We start from the raw sequence: 603 nt of genomic DNA, 5'->3' as shown, positions 1-603 counted from the left end.
TGACCGCCACGCCGCCGAACTCACCGAACACAGCCCACCTATCAACTTCGCCGACCTGGTCGAGACCACCGACCCCGAACAACTGCCCGGCCAACTCCAGATCCCCAACCCCGACTCCGAAAGCGACCAACCGTGAGCATCGATGTCCTCACCGCCCACTACGGCTTCACCCGCACCCCGTTCGGCAAGAGCCTCGCCCCCTCCATGCTGGCCCGCACCGCCGGCCACCAAGAAGCCGTCGCCCGCATCGATTGGTGCATCAGCGAACGAGCACTCGGCGTCATCACCGGAGAGGTCGGCTCGGGCAAAACCGTCGCCACCCGCGCCGCGACCGCCACGCTCGATGCGTCCCGCCACACCATCATCTACCTCGGCAACCCCGCCGTTGGAACACGCGGCATCTACTCCGCGATCGTCACCGCCCTTGGCGGCGTCCCCCGCTTCCACAAAGCGTCCCTCATCCCCCAAACCGCCGACGCGCTCGCCGCGGAGGAAAACGAACGCGGCAAACAAGTCGCCGTCGTCGTCGACTCATGCCGACCCGGGGGTTAGGGCCCGCCGCGAAATTAGGTGAGTGGTTTGGTGGGACTGATGGTGTAGTTC

1 protein-coding gene and 1 pseudogene are annotated in these 603 nt (G+C 66.3%); both read left to right on the top strand.

Going from position 1 to position 603, the window contains the following annotated elements; all coding sequences use genetic code 11:
* Positions 1-136: pseudogene (locus tag PKD89_RS20015) on the top strand (hypothetical protein); the annotation flags it as partial.
* A complete protein-coding gene (locus PKD89_RS19230; protein WP_289011701.1) occupies positions 133-552 on the top strand; it encodes an AAA family ATPase in 420 nt (139 codons plus the stop codon). The pseudogene PKD89_RS20015 and the gene PKD89_RS19230, both read left to right, overlap by 4 nt.
* The last annotated feature ends 51 nt before the right edge of the window (positions 553-603 follow it).

Source organism: Candidatus Neomicrothrix sp. (assembly GCF_035329545.1).
Taxonomy (GTDB): Bacteria; Actinomycetota; Acidimicrobiia; order Acidimicrobiales; family Microtrichaceae; genus Microthrix; species Microthrix subdominans.
Note: the sequence above shows the minus strand (reverse complement) of the source record. Positions and strands in the feature narration are given on the sequence as shown.